The following is a 25234-nucleotide window of genomic DNA, read 5'->3' as shown; positions in this document are numbered from 1 at the left end:
TGCTAACATAGCATAGAACAATAAAACAGAAAGCCGGAAAAGGTGTCAGACGACATCGTTTTGGATTCCAGAAACGGGAAACAGAAAAGAGCGGAAGGCAAAAGGAAGAGGCGGGCAGCGGAATGGAAACGTCATCAGGCTGTTTTGCAAATCCACCTTTTTGTGATAGGATATAGAACGGTTGACATTTTTCGCAGAAGGGTGATAGGAAAACTTAGATAATTTTAAAGTTTTCTTCATAATTCTTTAAGAGTGATCAGGGATAATAGAAGCATACGATAGAAGGGGAGGCAAGTATGAAAAACATATTGGAATGGCTGGAGCAGCAGGAAGAGAAACGACCGGATGCGCTGGCGGTAGATGACGGCAACAAAACTTACACGTGGAGAGAGCTGTCGGAAAGGGCGAGAGCCATCGGGGAACTTCTCTGTGAGGAATGCAGCCCGGGACAGCCGGTTGCTATTCTGGCAGATAAAAGTACAGAAGTACTGGCAGCTATGATGGGAATTGTTTACGCCGGCTGTTTTTACGTCATAATCAGCCCGGGGCAGCCGATAGACAGAAGAGCTCACATTTTTCAGGTGTTGGATGCAAAAGCGCTGATAACAGGCAGGGAGCACCGGGAAAAAGCAACAGAGGCAGGGTATACAGGGAAAATCCTGCAGCTGGAAGAGTTGATGGAAGCGGCAGAGAAGGCGGGAGAGAACAAAACGCCGCAGGGGACAGCCGCAGGCGACCTTCTGAAAGAACGACGACAAAGGGCAACAGACCGGGATATCCTGTACGGAATCTTTACTTCCGGCTCTACCGGGGTGCCAAAGTGTATCGTAGTCAGCCACCGGGCAGTGCTGGATTTTATCACACACTTTGTGGACACCTTCCACCTGACGGCAGAGGAACGGTTTGGCAATCAGGCTCCCTTTGACTTTGATGTGTCGGTGAAGGATATTTACAGCTCCATGGCTGTGGGGGCGCCGCTGATCCTGATCCCCAAGGAACTGTTTTCCACACCGGCAGGGCTTCTGGATTACCTGGAAGAAAAGCAGGCAACCGTTCTGGTGTGGGCTGTATCGGCTCTGACGCTGGTATCTTCTCTGAAAGGACTGCAGTATAAAGTACCCTCTCAGGTGAAAAAGATCATGTTCAGCGGAGAGGTGATGCCGGCAAAACAGCTTCGGATCTGGCAGGAGGCTTTACCGGAAACCGAGTTTGCCAATATCTACGGACCTACGGAGATCACCTGTAACTGTACCTATCATAAAATAGACCGGATGGTGGAAGATGGAGAAAAGCTTCCGGTGGGGATCCCCTTTGAGGGGCGTAAGGTGTTTCTGCGCAACACGGAAGAAAAGGAACTGGGGGGAAAGACGGTGGAGATCGGAGAGATCTGCGTGGCAGGAGAATCCATTTCCGACGGGTATTACCACAACCAGGAAGAAACAGACAAGAGATTTCTGACCCATACCTTTGCGGATGGAAAGCAGGCGTGGTGCTATTGTACCGGAGATCTGGGCTATTACGGAGAGCAGGGGGAACTTTACTTTGCCGGACGGAAGGACTTCCAGATCAAGCATATGGGACACCGGATCGAACTGGAAGAGATCGAAAGAAGTATGGAACAGATCCCGGGCGTGGAGAGAAGCTGCTGCGGTCTGGATACACGGCGTGGAAAGCTGGTGGCCTTCTACATGGGAGAGGCAGAGGTAAAAGAGATCAGGACCCGACTGAAAAAAGCGGTTCCCGTTTATATGATCCCCCAGAAATTTGTACAGATGGAAAAGATGCCCCTGACGAAAAACGGAAAGACAGACCGGGGATATTTCCGGGCACGATTAGAAGGGGACGCATAGCCACACGACGAAGAGCAAACATGAGAGGAATGGATATGAAAGTAGAAGAATTAAGAAATATGGGTCCCTGGGAAACACCCATGTACCTGTTTGATCTGGAGCTGTTTCGGGAACGGGTAAGACTGTTTCGCCGGGGAATGGGAGAACAGACGGGACTGTGCTTTGCCATGAAGGCAAACCCCTTTCTGGTAGGAAGGATCTACCAGGATGTGGATCGGATCGAGGTATGCTCCATGGGGGAATACAGGATCTGTCAGAAGCTTGGGATACCGCCGGAAAAGGTGCTGATCTCAGGGGTTCTGAAGAAGGAAGAGGATCTGGAAGAGATCCTGGAACATTACGGTAGCCGGTGCTTTTATACGGCGGAGTCCTACGGACAGCTGCGGCAATTGAAGGCCTGGGGGCAGGCGCACGGACAGAAGATCCGTGTCTATCCTAGGCTGACCAGCGGCAACCAGTTTGGAGTAGATGAGGAAGAAATGATCCGGATGCTGCAGGAGATCCGGGAAACTGATTGTCTGGAGCTACAGGGGATCCACTATTTTTCCGGAACCCAGAAGAGAAGTATGAAAAAGGCAGGAAAAGAGCTGGAATATCTGGATGACTTTTTGGAGCGGGCAGAAAAGGAGGCGTCCGTCCCAATAAAGGAAGTGGAATATGGTCCCGGCTTTGCCGTATCGTATTTTGAAAATCAGGAAGATAAAACGCAGGAGGACGTGGAAATCCTGGCAGATGCGATCCGAAAGATGCGATGGCAGGGAAAGACAACGCTGGAGATGGGAAGAGCCCTGGCGGCAACCTGCGGGTACTATATGACTACGGTGCGGGAATTAAAGCAAAGCCAGGGAAAACGATACTGCCTGGTAGACGGAGGGATCCATCAGATCAATTATGACGGGCAGATCCGGGGCATGTACATCCCGAAGGTACAGCTCCTGAAAAAAGATCCGCAGAAGAAGGAAGTGCCGGTCGGAAAAGAGGAAGCATCCGGTATGCAGGTTGACACCGGAAAAGAAGCCGTGCATAATAGGAAAGACTTGAAGGAGTGGATCGTATGCGGATCTCTTTGTACCATCAATGACGTACTGGTACAAAAGCTTCAGGCAGAGGATCTGGAGTGCGGAGATATACTGGTTTTTGAGAGGGCCGGTGCCTATGCCATGACGGAAGGAATGAGTCTGTTTCTGAGTCATGAGCTGCCGAAGGTAGTGATCTATGACGGGGAAGCAGGACTGGAAACCATAAGAGAGGAAATACAGACCTATGGTCTGAATTCAGAAGAAAGCAGGAGGGAATCATAATGGAACAGTTGTTGGAGATCTTGGAAGAAATTGATGAAAGTATTGATTGGAAAAACGAAGAGGCGCTGATCGATGATCATGTGCTGGATTCGCTCAGTGTAGTTTCTCTGATCGCAGAGCTGGAGGAGCAGTTTGACATTGAGATCGAAGCGGCAGAGATCATTCCCCCGAATTTTAATTCGGCGAGAGCAATGTGGGAGATGATCACAAGATTGCAGGAGAACTAAAATGGCTTATCATACAGCGATATATTTGTTTATCTTTCTTCCGGCAGTGCTTCTGGCGTACCAGATCACACCCAGAAAATTCAGGGGATATACGCTGTTGGCAGCAGGCTACAGCTTCTTTTGGATCATCAGCCGCAATCTGTTGATCTACCTTTTGGGAACGACGCTGTTTACTCATTATATCGGCGTCTGGCTGGGGCAGGTAAAGGCGGCGCAGCGGGAGGCGCTGGCAGAGTGTGGAGAGAAAGCGAAAAAGAAAGAGATCAAAGGCGCTTACAAGAAAAAAGAACGACGGATCCTGACCTTTGGGATTCTGACGCTTCTGGGCGTGCTGGCGTATGTCAAATACTATCAGTTCTTCTTCCAGAATGTGAACGGATTGCTGGAAGCACTGGGAACAGGAAGAGCCATAGAGATCAAACGGATTCTGGTACCCATCGGAATTTCCTTCTATACCCTGCAGGCCATCGGCTATATGGTGGATGTGTACTGGGACAAGATCTCGGCGCAGCAGCCCTTGAAGAAAGTGGCGCTGTTTCTGGCGTTCTTTCCACAGATCATGGAAGGGCCGATTGCTCTGTATGATCAGACAGCTCACCAGCTTTGGGAGGGAGAAGCCCTGACAGGGAAAAATCTTTCCGAAGGCTGCCTGCGGATCCTGTGGGGACTGTTTAAGAAAATGCTGATCGCCGACCGGCTGTTTTTGCTGGTGAAAATGATCTTCGACAATTATCAGCAGTACCACGGTGTTATGATCGCAGTGGGAGCGGTGGCTTATACCATTCAGCTTTATATGGAATTTTCCGGCTCCATGGATATTATCATCGGAACAGGCAGGATGTTTGGCGTGGTGCTGCCGGAGAACTTCCGTCAGCCCTTTGCGGCGAAGAATGCGGCGGAATTTTGGCGGAGATGGCATATTACCCTGGGAGTCTGGCTGAAAACCTACGTCTTTTATCCGGCGTCCGTATCCGGCATCGTGAAAAAGTGGAACCGCTTTGGAAAAAAGAACTGCGGGAAGTATCTCACGCGTCTGGGCGTTTCCGCAATGGCGTTGTTTCCGGTGTGGCTGTGTAACGGCCTGTGGCATGGACCCAGGTGGAGCTATATTTTTTATGGGATGTACTACTTTGGGATCCTGCTTGTAGGAGAAGCGCTGGAGCCGGTACGGAATCAGGTGCTGAAAAAACTGCATCTGGATGAAAATGCCCTGTACTGGCGGATTCCTCAGATGCTGAAAACATGGCTGATCATTTTTACGGGAGAACTGTTTTTCCGGGCAAATGGTCTGAAGGCCGGGATTCACATGTTTCTTAGTCTGTTCCGGGATTTTCAACTGCGGCCTCTTTACGACGGGACCCTGCTGAACTTTGGACTGGATAAAGCGGACTACGGAGTCATCCTGATCGGCTGCGCGGTAGTAGGCATCGTAGGGTTTATTCGGGAGAATCAGCTGCTGGAGAAGGAAAGCATCACCACCTTCCGTCTTCCGGTGCGCTGGGCAGTGTACTATGCACTGATCCTTGCGGTGGTGATTTTTGGAGCTTATGGAATAGGATATCAACAGGTGGATTTGATTTATGCGGGATTTTAAAAAAATAGGAAAAAAAATAGGGAAGCCGTTGCTGTTTTTTGCAATACTGTTTTTGATGCTGGAAGGGGTTTCGCGGAAGCTGGAGGCAATCTCCCTCAAGGATGAAAAACTGGTGCAGGGACGGAATAAAAGCCTGGTACGGATCAAAAAAGAACCGAAAGATACGGTGGACGTTCTGGTGCTGGGGGACAGTCTCAGTTATTCGGCCATTTCTCCCATGGAGATCTGGGACGAAGAGGGAATCCCCACCTTTGTCTGCGGACAGGCGGGGCAAAAGGTACAGGAGACCTACTATCTGTTAAAGACGGCGCTGGAAACCCAGTCGCCCAAGATCGTTATGCTGGAGGCAAATATCATGTTCCGTGGCGGGCCGGGACTTTCGGCGATCAAGGAATCCATTGAAGAATGGGGAAACAATCACATTTCCATTTTACGGTTCCATGATGTGTGGAAGGCCTGTCTGATCAACAAAGAATATCCGGATCACAGCTTTAAGGGTTATAGTTTCCGAACGAAGATCCGTCCCTATAGGGGAGGGTCCTACATGACGCAGACCGAAGAAAGCGCAGAATTTCCGGAGGTTGTGTTAAAAACGATGGTGGATATCGAACAGCTTTGCAGGGAGCATGGAGCCAGGCTGGTACTGGTGGGAACTCCTTCTCCGGCAAATTATAATTTTCGCAGGCACAATGCCATAGCAGGGTACGCCGCCGAGCATGGTCTCACATTTCTGGATATGAACCTGCAGACACAGGAGCTGGGGATTGATTGGAAAAAGGACAGCCTGGATGGAGGGGATCACCTGAATATTACAGGTGCAAAGAAGGTCAGCCGTTTTCTGGGCAAATATCTGAAAGAGAATTTTTCTCTGAAGGACCGCAGAGAAGATCAGGTATACGTGGAATGGAACGAAAAGCTGAAGGAATACCAGGAGCGTGAGAGAAAGGTGGTTACCAAAATGGAAAAGCACGGAATCGACGTGGATGATTCTGTGGGAAAGCCGTAGAAAACATACAAAAAATAGAGCCTATTCCGAAAAGAGATAGATCACAAGGCGGATAGGCTCTTTTTTGATGCTTAGAAAAGAACGGACGGCAGAGGAGAGGAAAGGGGGTTAATGAGAAAAGGCCTGTCGGATAAAGGAGACACACTGGGAATAGCCAAGCAGACTGCTGTTAAGGCACAGGGCGTAGTTTGCAGGCATTCCCCATTTTTGCTCCGTGTGGTAGCTATAATGTAGTCTTCTTTTTTTGTCCGTCTCCTTCATGAGAGCCAGGGCTTCTTTTTCTGTTTTCTGGTAAAGGTCCATGATCCTTCTGCACTTGGAGGCCTGCTCTCCGTAGATGAACACATTCAGGACATCTTTCCGGTCCCGCAGGATATAGTCGGCACATCTGCCGATCACGACGCAGGATTCCCGCTGGGCAAGCTCCCGCAGGATGGTCTGCTGTGCCTGGTAGATATAGTCGTCAACAGAGCTGCCCTGGAGATCCCTGCCGACAAAAGAATAGGAGAACAGACCTCCCTTGGGGGCATACTCCCCGTGCTCTGCGATGTATGTTTCGGCCAGCCCGGTTTTTTGGGCGACCTGAAAAATGACCGCCCTGTCATAAAACGGGATATGCAGTTCTTCTGCGATGCGTTCCCCGATAAAGTGTCCGCCGCTCCCAAATTCACGGCTGATGGTGATGATGTTTTTCATAGGTAGACTCCTCCAGTTTTGATAGAATAGTACGATAGATCCGCTTCAGGCAGATAGAAGCAAACAGGAACGAAAGGCCTTCGGCAATAATAAAAGTGATCCAGACCGTCCAGATCAGATGGGGGGATCTGCGAGCCAGAAAAGAAAATTCCCAGGCAACAGGCAGGACCAGCAGGCATTGTCTGAGTACAGACAGGAGCAAAGAAGCCAGTCCGCTGTCTAGCGCCTGAAAAATCCCCTGATATGCAATATTGACTCCGGCAAAAAGAAAGCTGATGGAAATGATTTGCATGGCGCTGATGCAAAGTGTTCTGGTACTGCCTGACAGGCCAAACAGGGCTGTCAGGGAGGCAGCGGACAGATGGACGGCGATCAGCCCCGCTGTCATGAGAAGAAGAGTGTAGCAGATGCCGTATTTGATGCCGTCTGTTACCCGGCGCCTGCTTCCCAGACCATGATTAAAGGATACAATGGGGGTGATGGCGTCCCTCAGTCCAAAAGCGGCGAAGAGGATAAATTGCTGGATCTTGTAATACAGGCCATAGGCAGTCACTGCCGCTTCACTGATGCTGCCCAATATAAGGTTCATCCCATAAGTCATGGCAGACATCAGCGCCTGTGCAAGGATGGCGGGAAGGCCGATGGCGTAGATGGCCTTTAGAATGCCCACGTCCGGCTTCAGATAGGAGAGAGCATGACGGATCTCTCTGTTCTGCCGCAGGTGGAATATCAGACCCAGCAGGGCGGAGAAGATCTGTCCGATCACGGTGGCATAGGCGGCGCCGGCCACGCCCATGGCAGGAAGTCCAAGCCAGCCATAGATGAGGACGGGATCCAGACATACATTGATCAGTGCACCGCTGACCTGGGCGATGGTGGAAAAGCCGGAGCGTCCGGTGGCCTGCAGCAGCTTTTCAAAAATAGAAAAGAATACAATGCCAAAGGAAGCATTACAGCAGATCTGCAGATAAACCACCACCATATGCCGGACGGCAGGATTGTCGGTCTGGCTGGCGGCATAAAAGACCGTCCCAAAAAGACCGAACAGAAGAAAGACCAGATAGATCAGAAAGCCCAGAAACAGGGCATTGCCGGATACCAGGCTGGCCTTTTCGTATTCCTTTTGCCCGATACTTTTGGACAAGAGGGCGTTGGCGCCGACACCGGTTCCGATTCCGATGGCGATCATCAGCATCTGCACAGGGAAGGCCAGGGTCAGGGCATTCAGTGCCAGTTCCCCCGTCTTTGGCATATGGGAAACGAAGGCGCTGTCCACAATGTTGTAAACTGCCTGCAGCATCATGGAAAGGATCACGGGAATGCCCATCGACAGCATAAGTCGGCCTACCGGCATGGTTTCCAGTTTGTTTATTGGTTCTTGTTTCATGCTACCTCCTTACATAGATAGGAGACTTTTTTAAGGAAAGCTGCCACAACCTGTATTTCGGTAGCAAAGGAGACGACAGAGGCGGATTCCGAAAGCGTTTCCGGGAGCCTTCCGTGTACGTCCAACCACAAAAAAGGTGCAAATCCAGGATCTGGATTTACACCTTTTGGCTACGCGATGAAGTAAGTATAACAAATAGAAAAAGGAAAAGTCAAAGGTTTTTTATAAGAGTGGCCGGTACGATATGAAAGAATTTGCGGAGCAATAAATATTGGAATAGGTGTTTAGAATGAGAGATTTAAAAGGAGAATCGGACTTTGAAGGCTGCAAAAATCCACATTGAATTTTTAAACGGTTTGTGTATGATAAAAGTGGGTAAACCATTTAAAATCAAAGGGAGGCAGGAAACAGAGTCCTTGCTATCTTGATGCAACAGTTTGTTGCTTTGATGTAAACCAGTGTAACTGGAATGAAATCTCTGAGTCAGGTATCCTTTTTTCAGGAGGTGAAAACTATGAGCAGGATAGGTGAGTCAATCAAGAAGCTTCGTATGGAAAACGGCATGTCCCAGGAGACACTGGCAGAGTGCTTGAATGTTTCCAGACAGGCGGTTTCAAACTGGGAAACGGGAAAAACGCAACCGGACGCACAGACGCTGATCCAGATAAGCGCTGTTTTTCAGGTGATGGTAGATGAGATCATACAAAACAGAATTGTGAAAAAGGAAAAACACAGAAGGTACAACTGGCTTGTCCCGCTACTTTCCATGCTACTTTCGGTGGTTCATTTCACTTTGGCACTAAAGGGTTTTCTAAATCCGGTGGGAGTGATGATTTCCGTCATGCTGGCTTCGGCCATTTCTCTGATCATGTACACTGCTTTTGAAAACAGTATAAAGAACAGGGATTTTACCATGCTTGCAGGGCATAAAAAAGCATATGAAGCGGATCTTTCCAGATATGAAAGGCAGTTGCGTGCAACAAGCCAATTGGTTAGCGGTCTGTCCTTTTTACTGAATGTCCTGTATTTTCTGTTATATATTTGCGCAACCGATAAACGGCTGCTTCTCAGCATGAGCTTTTTGGGTGTATTCATCATAGGACTGGTGATGATCCTCTCTGCTGTAAACTTCAAATACAGACGCGGGGATTAAATGCGCGGAAATAGAAAAGAAACAGGATACAAGAGCAGGACTGCCTGGAAGAACAGGGCAATGTTGGCATAGCAAAATAATTTGCCCCTGTGTTTTCTTTATTACAATGTAAAGTACACAAAATGGCACTGACAAAAACATAAAAATTGACAAAAAACAAACTGAAAATAGATTAAATAAGAGATTATTTAAAAACAAAGAAAATGGAAGTGGCAAAGACCTGGAAGATTGGGGAATATAAACAAAAAATATTCTGAAAAATAATTATTTTATGAAATATCAAATAAAAAACATTGGTAAAAATAAAACGATATGATAATATAACATCATAAAAATATAGATAAGGAGGGAGATAGGATGAGAGTTTTCATGAGAAAAATAGGGGTCATAAGTATGATCGTGTCAATTTGTGTTTCCCAGCTATTTGTATTGGCAAAAGAGCGGGATGCAGCAAAACCCGAAAAGATTATCAGTGAGAAGACAGATTTAAGTGAGGTATATAGATCTAATGAAATGGGATCGCAGGCATCTGTATCGGGGCAGTGGATTAAGAATTCGGATGGAAGATGGTGGTACAGACATGCAGACGGGACATATACCCGTGGTGGATGGGAGTACATAGCTGGTCAATGGTATTTATTTGATGCTGCCGGTTGGATGTTGTTTGGCTGGCAACAAGTAGGTGGAACATGGTATTATCTGGGAACTGCCGATGATGGAGCTATGAAAACAGGATGGCAGAAGCTGGGAAATTTCTGGTATTATCTGGGAGATGCCAATGACGGAAGCATGAAGAGCGGTTGGCAGCAGATTATGGGTACCTGGTATTATCTGGGAGACGCCAATGACGGAAGCATGAAGAGCGGTTGGCAACAGATCCGTGGTTTCTGGTACTATCTGGGAGACGTCGAAGATGGAGCCATGCGGGAAGAATGCTGGGTAGGTCCGTATTATGTAGGAGAAAGCGGAGCCTGGATCCCGGGATATTCGGAAACGAAGACCGTAAAAAAGGTCAGTGTTTGCATGCAGTATGGAAGTGCGGAAAGCGCACAGGAAAAAATAGAAACAGAAGAGAAGGAAGCAGTAAAAAAAGTAACAGAGTATGTCAGAGGATTGAAACAGATCCGGTTGAAAGAGTCTTCGCAGATTATGGGCGGCAACTATCATATCCGACTGGATTACACGGACGGAACCTATCAGAGATATTTCTTCTCTCAGGCAGATATGGAGGGAAATACAGTTGCGCTGTCCAACGGAAAATACTTCCATTATCAGGAAAGAGATCTGGAAGTACTGTGGAAGTCACTGGGCGGAACGATTCCGGAGATGGAAAAATAGCAGGCGGCAGATGTTGCAAATAGGTATAGAAGGATTGTAACATCCGGCTCTAAAACCAGGTGTCAAAAAGCCTGGTTTTTGCGTCCTTTCCTTGCATATAATCGATTTCCGTCTCAGATCCTCCGCGACTCTTGAAGCAGTAGGCTGCGCAGGAACGAATTTGCTTCCGCCTTTTCTTTTTGCTATAATCTTCCTCATACAGAAAAGGAGATGATCGTATGAAGACAGGACTGGTTCTAGAAGGCGGAGGCATGCGCGGAATGTACACCGAGGGAGTGCTGGATGTGATGCTGGACAATCAGATACATTTCGACGGGGTGATCGGTGTGTCCGCAGGGGCGCTGTTTGGCGTAAACTTTCTGTCGGGACAGAAGAAGCGGGCGCTTCGTTACAGCAAAAAATACAATGGGGATAAGGATTACATGGGAATTCGGCCTCTGCTGCGGGAGGGCAATATTGTAAGCACCAGGCTGGCTTATGAAAAAATTCCCAAAGAATGGGACAAGTTTGACGATGAGGCGTTTCAAAAAAGCGGGGTTCCCTTTTATGCCGTAGTGACGGATATAGAAACAGGAAAGCCGGAATACATTCGGATCGAAAGCGGATATGAGCAGATGGACACTCTGCGGGCTTCCGGCTCCATGCCGTTCGTGTCAAAGCCGGTGGAGATCAACGGAAAAAAATATCTGGACGGAGGGATCACAGACAGCATTCCGGTGGAAAAGTTTCAGGGGATGGGATATGACAGGATCGTGGTGGTACTGACCAGGAATCTGGGGTACCGCAAGGAGCCTATGTCGCCCCTTTTTTGGAAATATACCTATCGGAAGTACCCCCATCTCAGAAAATGTCTGAAAGAACGTCACAATATGTACAACAGCACCATCCAGAAGATCCGGGTGCAGGAAAGAGAGAAGAAGCTGTTTGTGGTTCGCCCTTCTCAGGCGATTCAAATCAGCCGGGTGGAAAAATCGCCGGAAAATCTCCAGAGGGTCTATGACCTGGGAGTAGCGGATATGCAAAGGAGGATAGGCGAACTAAAGAGATATCTGAAAGGGGAAGACCGGTAAGAAGATAAGCCGGACAAACCAGAAAGACAGAAAACAGAAAGTGAAACAGGGACAGCAGCCAAAGCATTTCCTCCACAAGGATGGAGAAAAAACGCTTCGGAACTGTCCCTGTTTGAAGTTGGTGGTACAACACTGAAGCATTTCAAAAAGAGAAGAAGGAAAACGTCAGTGGAATAGCTAGGCCTTTTCTGCCAGAAGCTTTTCTACGCTGGCCAGCTTCACACTCAGTACAAAGACCTGTGCGGCAGCTTTCAATTCTCCGGCAGTAGGATAGGAGGGGGCGATCCGAATATTTTTATCACAGGGATCCTTTCCGTAAGGGAAGGTAGCTCCGGCGCCTGTCATAATCAGTCCGGCCTCTTTGGCTTTGGAAACGATGGCTTTGGCACATCCGTCCAGAGAATCAAAGGAGATAAAATAACCTCCCCGGGGAGCGATCCAGGATCCGATCCCCAGTCCGCCCAGCTCCTTCTCCAGAGTTTCCAAAACAGCGTCAAACTTGGGACGCAGAATATCCGCATGCTTCTTCATATGCGCAGTCATACCGTGGATATCCTTGAAAAATCTGGCATGGCGCAGTTGATTCAGCTTGTCGTGCCCGATGGTCTGACACTGCATCTGTCTGCGGATATCTGCCAGATTGCCGTCGGAGGAAGCCACCGCTGCGATTCCGGATCCGGGGAAACTGATCTTGGAGGTGGAAGAAAATTTGTATACCAGATCGGGATTTCCCGCCTGCTTACATTCCTCCAGGATTTCCAGAAGAGTATCCTGCTTGTCTTCATAGAGATGGTGGATGCCATAGGCATTGTCCCAATAGATGCGAAAATCTTCAGCCGCCGGCTTCAGGCGGGCAAATCGGCGGACGGTCTCGTCAGAATACGTGATCCCCTGAGGATTGGAATATTTGGGAACACACCAGATCCCCTTGATAGCGGGGTCTGCCTGTACCAGATCTTCCACCATATCCATGTCCGGCCCTTCTGTGGTCATGGGAACCGGGATCATTTCGATCCCAAAATATTCGGTAATGGTAAAGTGGCGGTCATATCCGGGGACGGGACAGAGAAACTTGACCGCATCAAGTCTGGCCCAGGGAGTGCTGCCCATGACGCCGTGGGTCATGGAGCGCGCCACCGTATCAAACATAATATTCAGACTGGAGTTGCCAAAGATCACAATATTTTCTTTTGGAACCTCCATCATATCGGAGAGAAGCTGCTTTGCCTCTGCAATGCCGTCCAGCACCCCATAGTTTCTGCAGTCTACACCTTCGGAACAGACCAGTTGGGAGTCGCTTCCCAGCACGTCCATCATCCCCATGGAAAGATCCAGTTGATCGGCAGAGGGCTTTCCGCGGGACATATCAAGGGAAAGTCCTTTTGCCTTTTCCTCCTCAAACTGTGCTTCCAGGGCGGTCTTTAGTTCCTGCAATTCTTCTTTGGATAATTCTGCGTATGGTTTCACAACACTTCCTCCGTTTCTCTTCCTGTTATCTAGTACCTCATTCTAGCACAAAATGCAGAAAGGTCAATAGATTCCTGCAAAATACAGGCTTAAAATTCCAAAATCGGCATAAATAATAAACAAAAATGAAATATAAAAGAAAAATTTATTCAAAAGGAAAAAGAACGGACATGTGGAAGAAGGAAGAAGACCGTCGGAAAAGCAAACCGCTGCCGGATTTTGGACAGATCTTTTTAAATGAGGGAGAAGAGGGAGCAAAAAAGAGATTTGCGAAGTCGGAGGGATAAAAAGATTGATAAAAAAATAGCAGAAAAACAGCCAAAACAGACAAAAAGGATTGCTGAGAAAACCAGAATGTGTTACAATATTAACAAAGTGAGTGATTCCTAATTACAATGAAAGATGAGGAGGACAAATGTATGGACACACTGAATTTGATCAAGGACTTTTTGTGGGACAAGATCCTGATCTATCTGCTGTTGGGAACCGGAATCTTTTTCACCGTTCGTCTGGGATTCCCGCAGATCGTTAAGCTGCCGCAGGCAATGAAGGAGGCCTTCGGGGGAGTCTTTCAGAAAAAAGGCGTAAAAGAAGTCGGACAGGTCAGCTCCTTTGCAGCGCTGGCAACGGCCATTGCGGCACAGGTAGGAACCGGAAATATCGGCGGAGTGGCTTCTGCCATTATGACGGGAGGACCGGGAGCGGTTTTCTGGATGTGGGTATCGGGAATTTTGGGAATGAGCACGATTTTTGCCGAGGCGGTTCTGGCACAGGTGTTCCGCCAGGAAAAAGACGGGCAGGTTTACGGAGGACCGGCATACTATCTGTCAAAAGGTTTGAAGAATAAGACGCTGGGAAGAGTGATGGCTGTGTGCTTTGCCGTATTCATTATCCTGGCGCTGGGAATCGCCGGAAATATGGTGCAGTCCAATTCTATCGCACTTTCTCTGGAACAGGGCTTTGGGATCAAGCCGTTATATACAGGTATCCTGCTGGCGGTGCTGGTGGGACTGATCGTGGTAGGAGGTGTCCAGAGGATCTCCAAGATTGCAGAGCTGGTGGTTCCTTTTATGGCAGCCATTTTCATCATCGCGGGAGTGGTTGTAATCATAAAATACCATGGACAGCTGGGATCGGTATTTGCAGGGATCTTTACGGCAGCTTTTACTCCCAGGGCAGTGCTGGGAGGAAGCGTGGGATTTGCAGTGAAAAAGGCGATGCAGCTTGGTCTGGCGAGAGGTTTGTTTTCCAATGAAGCGGGTATGGGATCTACCCCTCACGCACATGCAGTTGCAAATGTACCGCATCCGGTCAACCAGGGACTGGTCGCTATGGCAGGCGTGGTAGTGGATACTCTGATCATCTGCACCATGACGGCGCTGGTGGTACTGCTGACAGGCGCACAAAATGTCTCCGGCAAGCTGGGACTGACCTCTGTAGCCGTAACGCAGAAGGGATTTGAACTGGCCTTTGGGACAAAGGGCGTCATGTTCCTGGCAGTCAGCCTGTTTTTCTTTGCCTTCACCACAGTGATCGGCTGGTATTATTTTGGCGAAGCAAATATTTCCTATCTGTTCGGGAAAAAGGGGATCCTTCCTTATCGGATAGCGGTCATCCTTGCCATCCTGGTGGGAACGGTACTGAAAGCACAGGCGGCATGGGATCTGTCGGACCTGTTTAACGGACTGATGGTCATTCCCAACGTAGTGGGGATCCTTCTTTTGTCGGGGATCGTAGCGAAAAAGAAAAAAGAGTTTGAGAACCTTCCGAAATAATAAAAAACGCTGCTTTTGAGGCCTTGCCCCAAAAGCAGCAGGAAGATACGGAGTCTGGAAAACAGAAAGAATCTGTCCGGCTCCCTTCATGAAAGGCAGTTAGAGTGCTGTCAGTCATGGAGGGAGCTGTTTTTTCGCTGTTGAAGGATCGTGGTCAGAATCTGATGGGAAACCTCCTCTTTTGAAAGAAGCGGAAGCTCTTTTTCAAAATCCTTCCCGATCAAAGTGACCTTGTTGGTATCGGTCTGAAAACCGGCGCCGGGTTCTTTCAGATGATTGGCAACGATCATGTCCAGACGTTTTTTTAGAAGCTTTTTGCGGGAATTTTCCAGAAGATTTTGTGTTTCCATAGAGAATCCGCATAGAAACTGTCCGTCTGGTTTTTGCTCTCCCAAAAAGGAAAGGATATCCCGGGTCCGCGCAAGCGGAAGGGAAAGAGCATCCCCGGATTTTTTGACTTTTTCATCACTGATAAAAGACGGACGATAGTCTGCCACGGCAGCGGCTTTTATGATGATGTCCATACGGGAATGGTGGTCTTTCACGGCTTCAAACATATCCTGCGCCGAAACCACCGGAACGGTATGGACAAACAAAGGCGGGGTCAAAGCCGTTTGGCCGCTGACCAGAGTGACAGAAGCCCCTCGCTGTGCGCAGGCTTTTGCAAGGGCATATCCCATCTTTCCGGAGGAATGATTAGTAAGATAGCGAACCGGATCCAGGGCCTCCTGTGTGGGTCCTGCCGTCACCAGAACCTTCAGTCCTTCCATATCTTTCGGAGAGGTGCAGGCACGCTGGAGATACTGCAGCAGCAGTTCAGGCTCCAGCATCTTTCCGGCGCCCTCGTCGCCGCAGGCAAGCCTTCCGGAAGCCGGGTGGGCGATGGTAAATCCGTCCGCCTCCAGAAGAGAAAGATTGCGCCGGGTGGCCGGATTTTCATACATTCCGGTATTCATGGCGGGGGCGACGATCTTGGGGGCCCTGCTGGCAAGGAGAGTGGTAGACAGCATGTCGTCTGCAAGACCATGAGCAAGCTTGGCCAGAACATTGGCGGTGGCAGGGGCCACCAAAATGGCATCTGCCTTCTGTGCCAGGGAAACATGAGCTACCTGAAATTCAAAGTTCCGATCGAAGGTGTCCACCACACATTTGTGTCCGGTCAGAGACTCAAAGGTCAAAGGAGAAATAAACTGTGTAGCATTGGCAGTCATAATGGTACGGACGTCAGCTCCTTCTTTCACCAGCAGACTGGCGAGGGCCGCGCTTTTATAGGCGGCGATTCCGCCGGAAATGCCAAGTATGATGGTTTTTCCTTTTAACATAAAATATCCTCCCTGAAAATAAGCTGATTTTACTATACTCTGTTTGGCAGAGGGTTGCAAGCCTGCAGAGGGGGAAAGAAGAAGCGGGTACTTTGAAAATCCCATGGAAAATCCGGAACAGAATGTGTTATGATAAAACGCAGCACATTTCGAAGGGAATGGTTCTGTTAAGCCATTCTGAAAAACCAGGAAGGAAGAGAATAGATACAGGGTCTGCAGACTTGAGAGAGCGAAAGGAAGGAAAAAAATGAGAGAGCGACTGACAGACAGCGACATTGCAAAAATCAAGGAAGAAATTGAATACCGGAAGCTGGTAGTCAGAAAAAAAGAACTGGAGGCGGTGAAGGAGGCCCGCGCTCACGGAGACCTGAGTGAAAATTTTGAATACAAGGCGGCAAAGCAGGATAAAAACCGTAATGAAAGCAGAATCCGTTACCTGGAAAAGCTTCTCAAGCATGCCGTGGTGGTTTCGGACGATTCCCGGGAAGGAGAGGTGGGGATCAACAACACGGTGGAACTGTATTTTGAAGAAGAGGAGGAGGTCCAGACCTACCGGCTGGTGACCAGTATACGGGGAAACTCCCTGAAAGGACTGATCAGCATCGAGTCCCCTATTGGAAAAGCGATCCTGGGAAAGAAGGAGGGGGACCGGGTGGAGATCCCGCTGGGAACGGAGACGATCCATGTCCGGGTCAGGAAGATAGAAAACACGCAGGAGGATGAAAAAGATACGCTGCGGAAGTATTAAGTTTTACTGGTAAACCAGGCGGGGGTTCTATATAATGGAACCAGACAAAAAGCAATCAGGCAAACGAAAGGATCGGGAAAGGAAAGGATGTATCATGGATAAGATTGAACAGTTGTTGCAGGAAAATACATACCCGGGCAGAGGGATCATCCTGGGGAGATCAAAAGACGGATCCCAGGCAGTCGTGGTCTATTTTATCATGGGACGCAGTGAGAACAGTCGTAACCGGATATTTGTGGAGGATGGCCAAGGAATCCGGACACAGGCATTTGATCCGTCCAAGATGACAGATCCCAGCCTGATCATTTATGCTCCGGTCAGGGTACTGGGCAATAAGCTGATCGTGACCAACGGAGATCAGACGGATACCATCTACCGGGGAATGGACAGGCAGCTGACCTTTGAGCAGTCTTTAAGAGAGAGGACCTTTGAGCCGGACGCCCCCAATTATACGCCCAGGATTTCGGGGATCGTTCATATAGAGGCCGACACCTTCAACTATGCGCTGTCCATTTTAAAAAGCAGTCAGGGCAATCCTGACAGCTGCCAGAGGTTTACTTTTGCTTATGAGAATCCGCTGCCGGGAGAGGGGCGCTTTATCCATACATACGAGAGGGACGCAGATCCTCTTCCCAGCTACAGCGGGGAACCTAAGACCATAGAAGTCGAGGGAGATCTGGATGTATTTACAGAAAAGATCTGGAACAGTCTGAATGAGGAAAATAAAGTATCCCTGTTTGTGCGGTTTATAGACCTGCAGACGGGAAGCAGTAGGACGAGGATCATCAACAAAAACGGCCGGTAAAGGAGAAGATCATGAAAGAACTGGAATTAAAGTATGGATGTAATCCCAATCAGAAACCTTCAAGAATATACATGGAAGAGGGAAAGCTCCCGGTGGAGATCCTGGGGGGCAGACCGGGCTATATTAACTTTCTGGACGCCTTCAACGGCTGGCAGCTGGTGAAGGAGCTTCGGGAGGCGACAGGACTTCCGGCAGCCACTTCGTTTAAGCATGTGTCTCCGGCAGGCGCGGCGCTGGGGCTTCCGCTGACAGAAGACCTGGCGAAGATTTACTGGGTAGAGGATATGGGAGAGCTGTCTCCTTTGGCATGTGCCTACGCCAGAGCAAGAGGAGCCGACAGAATGTCTTCTTTCGGAGACTTTATCGCATTGTCTGATGTGTGTGATGAGGCGACGGCCAGACTTATAGCAAGAGAGGTGTCGGACGGCGTGATCGCGCCGGGATTTACGCCGGAGGCATTGGCGATCCTGCAAAAGAAAAAGAAAGGAAATTATAATATTATCCGGATAGATCAGGACTATGTCCCCAAGGCGCAGGAAAAGAAGGAGGTGTACGGGATCACCTTTGAGCAGGGACGAAACGATCTGGCTGTCAGGGACGAGCTGTTTTCTTCTGTGGTGACCGCGAAAAAGGAGCTTCCAGAGGAAGCGATCCGGGATATGAAAGTGGCCATGATCACATTAAAGTACACCCAGTCCAACTCCGTCTGCTATGTGAAGGACGGGCAGGCTATCGGTATCGGTGCAGGCCAGCAGTCCAGGATCCACTGCACAAGGCTGGCAGGAGGAAAAGCGGATAACTGGTGGCTGAGACAGCACAAAAAGGTGATGGAGCTTCCCTTCCGGGAGGATATCAGACGGGCAGACAGGGACAATGCCATCGACCTTTATATCGGAGAGGACTATCTGGATGTGCTGGAAGAGGGAGCCTGGCAGAAGATCTTCCGGGAAAAACCGGAGGTCTTTACAAAAGAAGAGAAGCGGGCATGGCTGGATCAGTTGACGGAGGTTACTTTGGGATCCGACGCCTTCTTTCCGTTTGGGGACAATATTGACAGGGCCAAAAGAAGTGGCGTAAAATATATTGCACAGCCGGGAGGTTCTGTAAGAGATGACCATGTGATCGAAAGATGCAATGCTTACGGAATGGTCATGGCCTTTACAGGCATCCGCCTGTTTCATCACTAGAAGAAAAACAGAGAGGATAATCATATGGGAAAATATTTTGGAACGGATGGATTTCGCGGAGAGGCGAATGAAGTGCTGACGGTGGAGCACGCATTTAAGGTGGGCAGATTTTTGGGATGGTATTATGGACAGGACCACAAAGCGAGGGTCGTGATCGGAAAGGATACCAGAAGAAGCAGTTATATGTTTGAGTATGCGCTGGTGGCAGGACTTACCGCGTCGGGCGCCAATGCCTACCTGCTTCATGTGACGACCACGCCTAGCGTATCCTATGTGACAAGGACGGAGAATTTTGACTGCGGGATTATGATCTCTGCCAGCCATAACCCCTTCTATGACAACGGGATCAAGGTGATCAACGGAAAAGGACATAAGCTGGAAGCAGAAGTGGAAGCAGAGATTGAAAAGTATATTGACGGGGAACTGGGAGAACTCCCCTTTGCCAAAAAGGAAGCCATTGGCTGTACGGTGGATTACGCAGCGGGAAGGAATCGGTACATCGGGTATCTGATCTCTCTGGCCACCAGATCCTTTGAGAATATGCGGGTAGGACTGGACTGCTCCAACGGAAGTGCGTTCTCCATTGCGAAGAGCGTGTATGACGCACTGGGAGCCAAGACCTATGCCATCCACTGTGAGCCAAACGGAACCAACATCAACGCAGAATGCGGCTCCACCCACATTGAAAAGCTGCAGACCTGCGTCAGGGAAAACAAGCTGGATGTAGGCTTTGCCTATGACGGAGACGCGGACCGGTGTATTGCGGTAGATGAAAACGGAAATGTGGTGGACGGGGATCTGATCCTTTATGTCTGCGGCAAATACCTGAAGGAAAACAACCGCCTGAACCAGGACACCATCGTTACTACCGTCATGTCCAACCTGGGACTTTATAAAGCATGCGACCGGGCGGGACTGCGCTATGAGAAAACGGCAGTGGGCGACAAATATGTCTACGAAAACATGGTGCAGAATAAGTATTCCCTGGGGGGAGAACAGTCCGGACATATTATTTTCAGCAAACATGCAACTACGGGAGACGGGATCCTGACCTCCCTGATGATGATGGAAGTTATGCTGGAAAAGAAACAAAGCCTGTCCAAGCTGACGGAGGAAGTGAAGATCTATCCGCAGCTTTTGAAAAATATCCGGGTAGAGGATAAGAAAAAAACCCGGGAGAATCCGGCGGTGGAAGCGGCGGTGGAAAAGGTGGCAGCCGCTCTGGGTGACGACGGACGTATCCTGGTAAGAGAAAGCGGGACGGAGCCGGTGGTCCGTATTATGGTGGAGGCTTCCAGCGATGAGCTGTGCGAGCAGTATGTAAACCAGGTGGCAGAGGTGATCCGGGAGCAGGGCTTGGCAGTATAAAAAGCTTGCAAGGACAGACCCTCTGTGATAGAATAACAGTGTTTATGTGCAGGAGGTGCAGAAAGTGGGAATTTTAAAGACGGTATTGATGATCTTATTTGCGATGGATTGCATTGCGTTGACGGCGATCGTGCTGATGCAGGAAGGAAAGTCGGCAGGACTGGGGACGATCAGCGGAATCGCAGATACTTACTGGGGACAGAATAAGGGACGTTCCATGGAGGGAGCTCTGGAGAAGTCCACCAAGTTTCTGGCGATATTGTTCATCGTTTTAGCGGCAGTTTTAAATTTAAAGGTATTTGGCTAGAGGATACGGATGCGACAAGGTCCGATCCGGCAGATAAGGGAATAAGGCACTCCGTCGTGAAGTGGCCCCGCAGTCAGGCAAAGACTCTGGCGGTGGGAGCACCTTTGAGGAGTGTCTTTTTTGTTTCGCAGGAACCTGTGTCCTATGATACAAATGTACTTCGCCAGGATCGCACTGCGGCGATGTGGATATGCGTTGCAAAAGCACCGGCTGCAAGCAGAAGATCCTGCCATGTGGGATTTTTTCTTGTGAGGCAGGAAGAAAGAAAAAGGCACATAGGAACGGGGAAGGAAAAGAATGAAAAAAGAAGAAAACAAACGAAAAGAAGTGGTCTATGAATGGATCTGTGACCGGTCTTATGTGCCTATGCGGTTTCGGGATCTGGCAGTTATGCTGAATGTGAAGGCCGAAGAGAAGGAAGAGCTTGGACAGATTCTGGAAGAACTGCAGGAGGAAGGCAGGATCAGAAAGACGAGGCAGGGAAGGTATGAAAAGCAGAAAGAGGAGACCTGTGTGGGACTCTTTCAGGGACATGCCAGAGGCTTTGGCTTTGTCTGTGTGCCGGGAGAAGAGGACGATATTTTTATCGGGGAAGAGGCCGGAAACGGCGCTATGGATGGGGATGAAGTGTGTATCAGGATCAGGAGCGGCTCCCGAAGGAGACGTCGGGAAGGAGAGGTGATCCGCATCCTGAAAAGAGGAGTGACCTCAGTGACGGGGCTGTATCAGCAGCAGCCGGAAAAGGGGTACGGCTTCGTGCTGCCGGACAACCGGAAACTGGGACAGGATATCTTTGTGCCAAAAGAAAAGTCAGGGGGAGCAAAAGACGGACAGAAGGTAACTGTACGACTGGTGGATTATGGAAACGACCGAAAAAAGCCGGAAGGAGAAGTGACAGACATCCTGGGATTTGCAGGGGAGAAAGGTGTGGATATTCTTTCCCTGATCCGGGGAAATCAGTTGGAAGATACCTTCCCTGAAAGAATCCTGAACCGTGCCAAAAAGGTGGCCACGGAAGTGAAAGAGGGCGATTACAACGGACGGAAGGATATAAGAGAATGGCTTTTGGTAACCATTGACGGGGAAGATACCAAAGATTTTGATGATGCTGTTTCACTAACAAAAGAAGGAAAAGAATTTCTTTTAGGGGTCCATATTGCAGACGTTGCCAATTATGTACAGGAAAATAGCGGAATAGACAAGGAAGCAAAAAAGCGGGGAACCAGCGTATATCTTCCGGACCGGGTACTGCCTATGCTGCCGGAAGCGCTCTCCAACGGCATCTGTTCTCTGAACGCTGGAGAGGACAGACTGGCTCTCAGCTGTCTGATGCGGATTAACGAAAAGGGAACGGTCACCAGTCATGAAATTGCAGAAACGGTGATCCGGGTTCAAAAAAGAATGACATACGAGGCGGTCCATCGCTTTTTTACCGAAGAAGATGCAGAAGGGATCCCGGGAGATATACAGGAGATGCTAAACGGGATGAGGCAGCTGTCGCACCTTCTCCAAAAAAGGAAACAGGCAAGAGGGACCATCGATTTTGATTTTCCGGAGGCGAAAATAGAACTGGATGAAGAAGGGAAGGTCAGCCGGATCAGAGCCAGGGAAAGAAACGAGGCAACCAGGCTGATAGAGGACTTTATGATCCTTGCCAATGAAACGGTGGCAGAGGAATACTTTTGGAGAGAGCTGCCTTTCCTTTACAGAAATCACAAGGGACCAAATGAGGAAAAAATAAAAGAATTAAAAACATATCTTCATACGATGGGATATTCTTTGCGGAAAAGTGAAAAAACGGTAAAGCCGAGAGAATTTCAAAAATTGCTGAGCAGTATGAAGGGGAAATCCGAAGAGCCGTTTGTCAGCAGACTGGTGTTACGATCTATGCAGCAGGCAAAGTATGAAGCGGAAAATGCAGGGCATTTTGGACTGGCATCCTCCTGCTATACACATTTTACCTCACCGATCCGTAGATATCCGGATCTGCAGATCCACCGGATCATAAAGGATCTGCTGCGGGGACGGATGGATGAGGAAAAGACGGAGCATTATCGGCGGATTTTGCCGGAGGTGGCTTTACACGCAGGAGAAATGGAGAGAAAGGCGGAAAAGGTCCAGCAGGAAGCAGAAAAATTAAAGAAAGCGGAGTTTATGGAGGCTCATCTGGGAGAGGTGTATGAGGGAAGGATCTCAGGACTGAACAAATGGGGCATCTATGTGGAGCTTGCGAACACGGTAGAGGGAATGATCCCTGTAGCAGGACTGTACGATGACCAGTATGAATACCGGGAGAATACGGGAGAATTGGTGGGGATACACAGACACAGGAGATTTCGCCTGGGAGAGGAACTGAAAGTCCGGGTGACAGCCGCCGATACGCGGACACGTACTGTGGATTTCGAGCTGGTGGGAAAAGGAGAAAAACAAAATGGCAAACACAGGAATAAAATTGATCGCCAACAATAAGAAAGCTTATCATGACTATTTTATTTTGGATACATTTGAGGCCGGCCTTGCCCTCCACGGGACGGAGGTAAAATCCCTTCGCATGGGCAAATGCAGCATCAAAGAGGCGTTTGTTGGGGTGGAGAACGAGGAAGTATACATCTACGGAATGCATATCAGCCCCTACGAAAAGGGAAATATTTTCAATAAGGATCCTCTGCGAGTCAGAAAGCTTCTGATGCATAAATGGGAGATCCGCAGACTTGTGGGGAAAACAAAAGAAAAAGGGATCACCATCATGCCCTTGAAGGTATACTTCAAAGGAAGTCTGGTAAAAATAGAGATCGGCATTGCAAAAGGGAAAAAGCTGTATGACAAGCGCCAGGACATTGCGAAAAAAGACCAGGCCAGGGAGGCTCAGAGGGAATTTAAAGTGAGGAATCTGGACTAGAAGGGAAAAGGAGACTATATGGTACCGGTAACATACGAAAAATTAAGGGAACTTGTGTCCCGGACGACAGTAGATATTTACGAGGAAATGACGCCGCAGGTGGTACAGTTGATTCAAAAGACGAAGGAAGACGCCACTCTGACAGAAGCACAGAAGCAGGATGAGATTTCTCTGCATCTGCTGGGTTATGTGAAGTCCTGCACCAATGAGATCCTGATAGAAGTGCTGGCAGAAATTCTGGGGCTGAAAGAATGAAAAGGAAGATATAAAAACATAAGAATAAAAGAAAGTAAAAAACATCTTTTGGAAGATAAAAATCCTGCTGCTTCTTAAAACAAAAAAGAGGAATCCTCCCGGTCAGAGTATGACAAGGAGAGATTCCTTTTTCTGGTACAAACGGATCTACAACGCCGGCAGACATCAGGCGGTCTGCTGTCTATACCGTGTAATTGTCAAAATATCCTTTAATGTAGACGAAGGGAGTCCCTTTGTCTCCGCTGCCGGAAGTCAGGTCGCACAAAGAACCGATCAGGTCGGTCAGGCGGCGCGGTGTGGTTCCCTGAGCTGCCATGTGGTTTCCCAGATGCTCCTGCTTTTCCGAAATAGACCGGCGCACGGCTTCCTTCAGCGCATCACCGGTGAGATGCTTGAACTCATTATCGGCCAGATACTTCAGCTTTACTTCGTTGGGCGTGCCTAAAAGACCGTCCGTATAACCGGGAGATACCACGGGATCCGCCAGTTCCCAGATCTTTCCTACCGGGTCTTTGAAGGCGCCGTCTCCGTATATCATAACCTCCACCTGCTTTCCCGTCTTTTGCAGAAGTTGTTTTTGAACATTCTTTACAAAGGCATCACAGTCAACGGGAAACAGTTTGATGGTCTCTTCTGTGGATTTGTTGGAACCCAGCAGTCCGTATTCCGGATGGAATCCGCTGCCATCGACAGAGGCGTTCAGGATATCGTCCATGCCCAGTACAAGCCTGGCGCCCGCTTTTTTCAGCAGCCGTTTGGTCCGAAAACGGGTGTGGATATCGCAGGTCAGAACGGTATCGGTAAAATCTAAAATGGCTCTTGGGTTATTGGAAAAAATAATTTCCGCCTCACAGCCCTCTGCCTGGATGAGCTCTTTGTAGTAGGTGACATAATCCATCTGCGTAAAGGTATGGCAGGATTTGCCAAAAAGAGACTCAAATTCCTCCTGTGTCAAGGTGTCCGTATAAGGATCGATCCTCTTTTCATCTATCAGGTCGATGTCTACCAGATGATTGCCCACTTCATCAGAAGGGTAGCTCAGCATCAGGACGATCTTTCGTGCGCCCCTGGCAAAGCCTTTCAGACAGATGGAAAAGCGGTTCCGGCTTAGGATGGGAAAGATCACGCCAATCGTATCACCGCCCAGTTTGGCTTTGACATCTGCGCCGATCTGGGAAATGGTGGCATAATTGGACTGTGAGCGTGCCAGAATGGACTCTGTCACAGCCAGTATATCCCGGTCCTCCACCTGAAATGCTCCGGAAGCAGCCGCCTCTAGCACGGTGTTGACCACAATGTCCTGCAGAGGATCTCCTTCCTGAACGATGGGAGCCCGAAGCCCCATGGAAATAGTTCCGATTCTACGTATCTGCTCAGTCTGTTGTTCCATAAAAATTATCGTGGAAGATGTCCGGGAAAGGGACAGTTCCACTCTCCTTTCATTTCGGTTTAAACTACACCTTTATTATAGCAAGTTAA

The 25234-nt window shown here is 49.0% G+C and carries 22 protein-coding genes; 17 read left to right on the top strand and 5 right to left on the bottom strand.

Going from position 1 to position 25234, the window contains the following annotated elements; genetic code table 11:
• Positions 1-296: 296 nt before the first annotated feature.
• The 5 genes from SOW26_RS02470 to SOW26_RS02450 are packed head-to-tail and all read left to right on the top strand — an operon-like array spanning position 297 to position 5978.
• On the top strand, positions 297-1850 hold the full coding sequence (locus SOW26_RS02470; protein WP_276959792.1) for an amino acid adenylation domain-containing protein: 1554 nt from the start codon (positions 297-299) through the stop codon (positions 1848-1850).
• A gap of 35 nt (positions 1851-1885) precedes the next feature.
• On the top strand, positions 1886-3151 hold the full coding sequence (locus tag SOW26_RS02465; RefSeq protein WP_276959791.1) for an alanine racemase: 1266 nt from the start codon (positions 1886-1888) through the stop codon (positions 3149-3151).
• Positions 3151-3378 (top strand): phosphopantetheine-binding protein, encoded by a 228-nt coding sequence (locus SOW26_RS02460; protein WP_154476426.1) that lies wholly within the window; start codon positions 3151-3153, stop codon positions 3376-3378. The genes SOW26_RS02465 and SOW26_RS02460 overlap by 1 nt, the downstream gene beginning before the upstream one ends.
• Before the next feature lies 1 nt (position 3379).
• Entirely contained in the window at positions 3380-4972 is a 1593-nt protein-coding gene (locus SOW26_RS02455) for an MBOAT family O-acyltransferase (RefSeq protein WP_320651828.1), read from the top strand.
• Complete coding sequence (locus tag SOW26_RS02450; protein ID WP_276959789.1) at positions 4959-5978, top strand: SGNH/GDSL hydrolase family protein; 1020 nt, start codon at positions 4959-4961, stop codon at positions 5976-5978. Before SOW26_RS02455 ends, SOW26_RS02450 begins: the two co-directional genes overlap by 14 nt.
• Before the next feature lie 108 nt (positions 5979-6086).
• Here SOW26_RS02450 and SOW26_RS02445 read toward each other — a convergent pair whose 3' ends face one another.
• Both SOW26_RS02445 and SOW26_RS02440 read right to left on the bottom strand, forming a co-directional pair.
• The gene (locus tag SOW26_RS02445; protein WP_320651827.1) at positions 6087-6674 is read right to left on the bottom strand and encodes a cytidylate kinase-like family protein; all 588 of its coding nucleotides are present in this window, start codon (positions 6672-6674) and stop codon (positions 6087-6089) included.
• The gene (locus SOW26_RS02440) at positions 6646-8061 is read right to left on the bottom strand and encodes an MATE family efflux transporter (protein ID WP_276959787.1); all 1416 of its coding nucleotides are present in this window, start codon (positions 8059-8061) and stop codon (positions 6646-6648) included. Before SOW26_RS02440 ends, SOW26_RS02445 begins: the two co-directional genes overlap by 29 nt.
• 514 nt (positions 8062-8575) lie before the next feature.
• On the opposite strand from SOW26_RS02440, the gene SOW26_RS02435 reads away from it, so the two are divergent.
• From SOW26_RS02435 to SOW26_RS02425, 3 genes are all read left to right on the top strand, one after another.
• Positions 8576-9214 carry a helix-turn-helix transcriptional regulator gene (locus tag SOW26_RS02435; protein ID WP_320651826.1) on the top strand — a complete coding sequence of 213 codons (639 nt, stop codon included), beginning with the start codon at positions 8576-8578 and terminating at the stop codon, positions 9212-9214.
• 357 nt (positions 9215-9571) lie between these two features.
• Entirely contained in the window at positions 9572-10552 is a 981-nt protein-coding gene (locus SOW26_RS02430; protein WP_154476414.1) for an N-acetylmuramoyl-L-alanine amidase family protein, read from the top strand.
• 218 nt (positions 10553-10770) lie between these two features.
• Positions 10771-11622, top strand: a complete 852-nt coding sequence (locus SOW26_RS02425) for a patatin-like phospholipase family protein (protein ID WP_154476412.1) — start codon at positions 10771-10773, stop codon at positions 11620-11622.
• Between the two features lie 177 nt (positions 11623-11799).
• Here SOW26_RS02425 and SOW26_RS02420 read toward each other — a convergent pair whose 3' ends face one another.
• The gene (locus SOW26_RS02420; protein WP_320651825.1) at positions 11800-13089 is read right to left on the bottom strand and encodes an aspartate aminotransferase type Ic; all 1290 of its coding nucleotides are present in this window, start codon (positions 13087-13089) and stop codon (positions 11800-11802) included.
• A gap of 419 nt (positions 13090-13508) precedes the next feature.
• Between SOW26_RS02420 and SOW26_RS02415 the strand changes: the two genes are divergently transcribed.
• A complete protein-coding gene (locus SOW26_RS02415; protein WP_276959782.1) occupies positions 13509-14864 on the top strand; it encodes an alanine/glycine:cation symporter family protein in 1356 nt (451 codons plus the stop codon).
• Between the two features lie 110 nt (positions 14865-14974).
• Here the strand turns inward: SOW26_RS02415 and coaBC are convergent, their stop codons facing one another.
• The gene (gene coaBC, locus SOW26_RS02410) at positions 14975-16186 is read right to left on the bottom strand and encodes a bifunctional phosphopantothenoylcysteine decarboxylase/phosphopantothenate--cysteine ligase CoaBC (RefSeq protein ID WP_276959781.1); all 1212 of its coding nucleotides are present in this window, start codon (positions 16184-16186) and stop codon (positions 14975-14977) included.
• 247 nt (positions 16187-16433) lie between these two features.
• Here coaBC and SOW26_RS02405 point away from each other — a divergent pair, with 247 nt between their 5' ends.
• The 8 genes from SOW26_RS02405 to SOW26_RS02370 all read left to right on the top strand — a co-directional run bounded on the left by SOW26_RS02405 (position 16434) and on the right by SOW26_RS02370 (position 23755).
• Positions 16434-16934 (top strand): GreA/GreB family elongation factor, encoded by a 501-nt coding sequence (locus SOW26_RS02405; protein WP_154476406.1) that lies wholly within the window; start codon positions 16434-16436, stop codon positions 16932-16934.
• A 94-nt stretch (positions 16935-17028) separates the two neighbouring features.
• Positions 17029-17739 (top strand): IMP cyclohydrolase, encoded by a 711-nt coding sequence (locus SOW26_RS02400; RefSeq protein WP_320651824.1) that lies wholly within the window; start codon positions 17029-17031, stop codon positions 17737-17739.
• A gap of 11 nt (positions 17740-17750) precedes the next feature.
• Complete coding sequence (locus tag SOW26_RS02395) at positions 17751-18926, top strand: phosphoribosylaminoimidazolecarboxamide formyltransferase (RefSeq protein WP_320651823.1); 1176 nt, start codon at positions 17751-17753, stop codon at positions 18924-18926.
• Between the two features lie 24 nt (positions 18927-18950).
• Positions 18951-20294 carry a phosphoglucosamine mutase gene (gene glmM / locus SOW26_RS02390; RefSeq protein WP_276959778.1) on the top strand — a complete coding sequence of 448 codons (1344 nt, stop codon included), beginning with the start codon at positions 18951-18953 and terminating at the stop codon, positions 20292-20294.
• Between the two features lie 64 nt (positions 20295-20358).
• Positions 20359-20601 carry a preprotein translocase subunit SecG gene (gene secG, locus SOW26_RS02385; RefSeq protein WP_276959776.1) on the top strand — a complete coding sequence of 81 codons (243 nt, stop codon included), beginning with the start codon at positions 20359-20361 and terminating at the stop codon, positions 20599-20601.
• Between the two features lie 297 nt (positions 20602-20898).
• Positions 20899-23070 carry a ribonuclease R gene (rnr, locus tag SOW26_RS02380; RefSeq protein WP_320651822.1) on the top strand — a complete coding sequence of 724 codons (2172 nt, stop codon included), beginning with the start codon at positions 20899-20901 and terminating at the stop codon, positions 23068-23070.
• The gene (gene smpB, locus SOW26_RS02375) at positions 23033-23500 is read left to right on the top strand and encodes an SsrA-binding protein SmpB (RefSeq protein ID WP_154476396.1); all 468 of its coding nucleotides are present in this window, start codon (positions 23033-23035) and stop codon (positions 23498-23500) included. The genes rnr and smpB overlap by 38 nt, the downstream gene beginning before the upstream one ends.
• An 18-nt stretch (positions 23501-23518) precedes the next feature.
• Entirely contained in the window at positions 23519-23755 is a 237-nt protein-coding gene (locus SOW26_RS02370) for a hypothetical protein (protein ID WP_276959771.1), read from the top strand.
• 181 nt (positions 23756-23936) lie between these two features.
• Here SOW26_RS02370 and SOW26_RS02365 read toward each other — a convergent pair whose 3' ends face one another.
• A complete protein-coding gene (locus tag SOW26_RS02365; RefSeq protein ID WP_320651821.1) occupies positions 23937-25145 on the bottom strand; it encodes a coenzyme F420-0:L-glutamate ligase in 1209 nt (402 codons plus the stop codon).
• Between the last annotated feature and the right edge of the window lie 89 nt (positions 25146-25234).

This window comes from Suipraeoptans intestinalis (genome assembly GCF_034091795.1).
GTDB classification, from domain to species: domain Bacteria; phylum Bacillota; class Clostridia; order Lachnospirales; family Lachnospiraceae; genus Suipraeoptans; species Suipraeoptans intestinalis.
This window is presented reverse-complemented; position numbering and strand designations above follow the sequence as displayed.

What these genes read in the sequence shown, in the direction of transcription:
- rnr (WP_320651822.1), top strand. Translation starts at nt 20,899, where the DNA reads ATGAAAAAAGAAGAAAACAAACGAAAAGAAGTGGTCTATGAATGGATC.
- glmM (WP_276959778.1), top strand. Translation starts at nt 18,951, where the DNA reads ATGGGAAAATATTTTGGAACGGATGGATTTCGCGGAGAGGCGAATGAA.
- SOW26_RS02430 (WP_154476414.1), top strand. Translation starts at nt 9,572, where the DNA reads ATGAGAGTTTTCATGAGAAAAATAGGGGTCATAAGTATGATCGTGTCA.
- SOW26_RS02465 (WP_276959791.1), top strand. Translation starts at nt 1,886, where the DNA reads ATGAAAGTAGAAGAATTAAGAAATATGGGTCCCTGGGAAACACCCATG.
- SOW26_RS02400 (WP_320651824.1), top strand. Translation starts at nt 17,029, where the DNA reads ATGGATAAGATTGAACAGTTGTTGCAGGAAAATACATACCCGGGCAGA.
- SOW26_RS02395 (WP_320651823.1), top strand. Translation starts at nt 17,751, where the DNA reads ATGAAAGAACTGGAATTAAAGTATGGATGTAATCCCAATCAGAAACCT.
- SOW26_RS02460 (WP_154476426.1), top strand. Translation starts at nt 3,151, where the DNA reads ATGGAACAGTTGTTGGAGATCTTGGAAGAAATTGATGAAAGTATTGAT.
- SOW26_RS02415 (WP_276959782.1), top strand. Translation starts at nt 13,509, where the DNA reads ATGGACACACTGAATTTGATCAAGGACTTTTTGTGGGACAAGATCCTG.
- SOW26_RS02405 (WP_154476406.1), top strand. Translation starts at nt 16,434, where the DNA reads ATGAGAGAGCGACTGACAGACAGCGACATTGCAAAAATCAAGGAAGAA.
- SOW26_RS02450 (WP_276959789.1), top strand. Translation starts at nt 4,959, where the DNA reads ATGCGGGATTTTAAAAAAATAGGAAAAAAAATAGGGAAGCCGTTGCTG.
- SOW26_RS02425 (WP_154476412.1), top strand. Translation starts at nt 10,771, where the DNA reads ATGAAGACAGGACTGGTTCTAGAAGGCGGAGGCATGCGCGGAATGTAC.
- SOW26_RS02445 (WP_320651827.1), bottom strand. Translation starts at nt 6,674, where the DNA reads ATGAAAAACATCATCACCATCAGCCGTGAATTTGGGAGCGGCGGACAC.
- smpB (WP_154476396.1), top strand. Translation starts at nt 23,033, where the DNA reads ATGGCAAACACAGGAATAAAATTGATCGCCAACAATAAGAAAGCTTAT.
- coaBC (WP_276959781.1), bottom strand. Translation starts at nt 16,186, where the DNA reads ATGTTAAAAGGAAAAACCATCATACTTGGCATTTCCGGCGGAATCGCC.
- SOW26_RS02365 (WP_320651821.1), bottom strand. Translation starts at nt 25,145, where the DNA reads ATGGAACAACAGACTGAGCAGATACGTAGAATCGGAACTATTTCCATG.
- SOW26_RS02440 (WP_276959787.1), bottom strand. Translation starts at nt 8,061, where the DNA reads ATGAAACAAGAACCAATAAACAAACTGGAAACCATGCCGGTAGGCCGA.
- SOW26_RS02455 (WP_320651828.1), top strand. Translation starts at nt 3,380, where the DNA reads ATGGCTTATCATACAGCGATATATTTGTTTATCTTTCTTCCGGCAGTG.
- SOW26_RS02435 (WP_320651826.1), top strand. Translation starts at nt 8,576, where the DNA reads ATGAGCAGGATAGGTGAGTCAATCAAGAAGCTTCGTATGGAAAACGGC.
- SOW26_RS02370 (WP_276959771.1), top strand. Translation starts at nt 23,519, where the DNA reads ATGGTACCGGTAACATACGAAAAATTAAGGGAACTTGTGTCCCGGACG.
- SOW26_RS02470 (WP_276959792.1), top strand. Translation starts at nt 297, where the DNA reads ATGAAAAACATATTGGAATGGCTGGAGCAGCAGGAAGAGAAACGACCG.